At 54.0% G+C, this 3,115-nt stretch carries 2 protein-coding genes; one reads left to right on the forward strand and one right to left on the reverse strand.

What is annotated here, in order from left to right; translation table 11 throughout:
* The first annotated feature begins 96 nt into the window (after window positions 1-96).
* On the forward strand, window positions 97-873 hold the full coding sequence (locus ACOCD2_RS15175) for an enoyl-ACP reductase FabI (RefSeq protein ID WP_293647902.1): 777 nt from the start codon (window positions 97-99) through the stop codon (window positions 871-873).
* Between the two features lie 65 nt (window positions 874-938).
* Here the strand turns inward: ACOCD2_RS15175 and ACOCD2_RS15180 are convergent.
* The coding region (locus tag ACOCD2_RS15180; RefSeq protein WP_293647900.1) for a hybrid sensor histidine kinase/response regulator at window positions 939-3,115 on the reverse strand (2,177 nt) is incomplete at its 5' end.

Consider the following 3,115-nt stretch of genomic DNA (forward strand, 5'->3'; position numbering starts at 1 on the left):
GGTGCCGGGTTAATAATACCCGGCAAAGATTGCATAGTAGAAAACGGCTCCCTTTTGTACAATGCAGCTTTAGAGATCATTCGGGTAAACAACAACATGGGCTTCCTGAAAGACAAAAAGATACTCATCACCGGCGTTGCCAGCAACCGCTCCATCGCCTATGGCACGGCCAAGGCGATGCACCGTGAAGGCGCACAGCTGGCTTTTACCTATCAGAACGAAAAGCTGCAGGGACGCGTGGAAAAATTTGCTGCCGAGTTTGATTCAGACATCGTCTTGCCTCTGGACGTGGCCAAGGACGAAGATATCGAGGCATTGTTTGCTTCTTTGGCAGAACAGTGGGACGGACTGGACGGTCTGGTACACTCCATCGGTTTCGCCCCCAGGGAGCAGCTCGAAGGCAGTTTTGTCGAGGCAGTCACGCGCGAGGGATTCAACATCGCACATGAAATCAGCGCCTACAGCTTCGCGGCGCTCGCCAAGGCCGGCAGAAAAATGATGGAAGGACGCAATGCCGCTCTGGTAACCATGACTTATCTTGGCGCAGTACGCACCGTGCCAAACTACAATGTCATGGGTGTGGCCAAAGCAGCTTTGGAAGCCACCACCCGTTATCTCGCAGATTCCATGGGCCCCGACGGCGTGCGCGTCAACGCCGTTTCTGCGGGGCCTATCCGTACCCTGGCAGCATCCGGCATCAGCGACTTCCGCGCCATGCTGGCGGAAGCAGAAAAGAAAACACCGCTGCGGCGCAATGTCACCATCGAAGAAGTCGGCAATGCGGCCGCCTTCCTGTGTTCCGACCTTGCCTCCGGTATTACCGGTGATGTGCTCTATGTGGACTCCGGCTATCATATCGTCGGCATGGCCTGAAATCGCGTATCCGGTTGCTCTCCCTTCGCTGCAAAGCACCGGGAGAGGAACCCTTACCGCTCACTTCATTGCTTGCGCAATACGGCAATGACCCGATCGACAGCCTGCTGCAGCTCGGCCAGGAGTTGCGGTAGCATCACCGATTCTTCCTTTCCGTACTCCGCTTCCATGCGCTCACACAGGGCAGCTGCTTTTTCGGCTCCCAGGGACTCGCTTGCAAGTTTCAGTTTCTGAATTGCCTCCCTGGCTTTCTCACGGTTGCCGTCTGACACTGCTGTTGAGATCGCCTCCAACTGATCAGGCGCGCTCCACAAGTACAGGGTGATGACATTGCGCAGCCTCTCCGGACCATTTGCTCCCAACTGTTCGAAGACTGTCGGATTGATGACAGTATCCTGCTTCATGCGTTTGCAGCGCATCCTGTCCACCCATTGCAGCAGCTTTTCACGCAGCATCCCAGAATCAAAAGGCTTGGCGAGATAACCATCCATCCCCGCCGCTCTCAGACGGCTGCCCACTCCCCGGCCTGCCTCCGGGGTGATTGCAACAATGGGAATACGCGGCTTCCGCGTTGCCTGTTCATGCTGACGGATCGATCCCACCATAGCAATACCCCCGGTTTCAGACATCTGGCAGCCGAGCAGCAACAAGTGGTAACAGTGATCTTCAAGGGCTTTCATCACATCTGCGGCATTTGTCAGGGCTTGAACATCGACATGCAGATTGGCGAGCATGGCAAGCGCCGCTTTGCGGTTTGCCGGATCCCTTTCCAGTAACAGCACCTTCAGTCCCTCTAGCGAAACCACATCTCCTGATACCTCTTCTGAATGTGTCGCAGGAACAGGGAGCTCGGAAGAACGTTTATGGGGACGTAAATGCAGTACAAAACTGAAGCGTGACCCTTCATCGACAACGCTGTCGAGTGTGATTTCACTGTCCATCAGTTGCAACAGTTCCCGCACGATACTGAGACCCAGCCCCGGTCCATGGTGGGAATCATTGACCTCATCTTCCGCCTGCTCGAACGGGCGGAAGATCACTTCCTGTCTGTGTTGTGAAATGCCAGGGCCGGTATCAGACACCGCAATCTGTACCGCGACGTCGTGATCACTTTCCCACAACACATTCGCATCGAGGCTGACTTCACCCTGCAGGGTATATCTGATGGCGTTTCCCAGCAGGTTCACCAGTATCTGCCGCAGGCGCACGGGATCACCCCATACCTGCAAGGGAAGCGACCGTGCCAGATTGGCGGTCAGTCTCAATTGTTTGTCTCTTGCCGGGATGCGCATCATATCGACCACATCTTCAAGCAGCTGCCGCGGATTGAAAAGCTCCTCACGCAGTTCCAGTTTCCCCGATTCGATACTTGAATAGTCGAGCACATGATCGATCACGCCAAGCAAAGCTTCACTGGAGCAGCGAATGGCATTCACCAGATGCTTCTGTCGCGTATCAAGCGATGAATCGAGAAGCAGATCCGCCATACCCAATACGCCGTTTACCGGTGTCTTGATTTCATGTCCCAGAGTGGCCAGTATTTCGCCTTTTATGCGGCTGGCTGCCATCGCCTCATCCCTGGCGCGCTGCAACTCGTACTGATTGTTTTCCGCCATCATGCGCAAACGCATGCCCTGACTGAAATTCTTTCCCACGAGATAACCGCCCACCAGCATGAAACCGTAAAACAGCAGACTAAGCCCGATCAATGGCGCAGTATAGACGTCGTTGAGCCACAATAATCTGGAAACCACACCGGCAAACAACAGCGACTCGAAAACAATCAAAAGAGAAAACTGATAGGAAAGTACTGTAATGGCGCCACCGGATACAATGATGATGGCCAGCAACGCCAGGTACATGCATTCCAGGCTCCCTGGCATGCCAAAGATCCAGAAGGATGTTGCCCAAAGCGCCCCCATGAGCCATACACTGATAGAAAACAATCTCAGCCACAACGCATCATGCTGTCTTTCCGGCAACGCTTTCCTGAAACCGGAATAAGCAAATACACGCAGCAAACTGATGCAGATGAATGCCACCCACCACATCAGCAACGCACTAGTGTTTTGAACAGATTGCCCCAGAAAAGCAGTCAGCAGCACCCCAATCACCAGGTTTCCGGCAATCGAATATTTCAGGCTTTTGAAGAGCAGGCGCGTTTTTTCCAGCTGCAACATTTTCGGCAAATAACCCGGTTCCCGGGCGTCGCCAACAGCATTTTCCCTTTTCATCTTTGATC

This window comes from Thiolapillus sp. (assembly GCF_048562965.1).
Lineage (GTDB): Bacteria > Pseudomonadota > Gammaproteobacteria > Chromatiales > Chromatiaceae > Thiolapillus > Thiolapillus brandeum_A.

Coding starts and splice junctions, on each gene's coding strand:
- ACOCD2_RS15175 (WP_293647902.1), top strand. CDS start 97: ATGGGCTTCCTGAAAGACAAAAAGATACTCATCACCGGCGTTGCCAGC.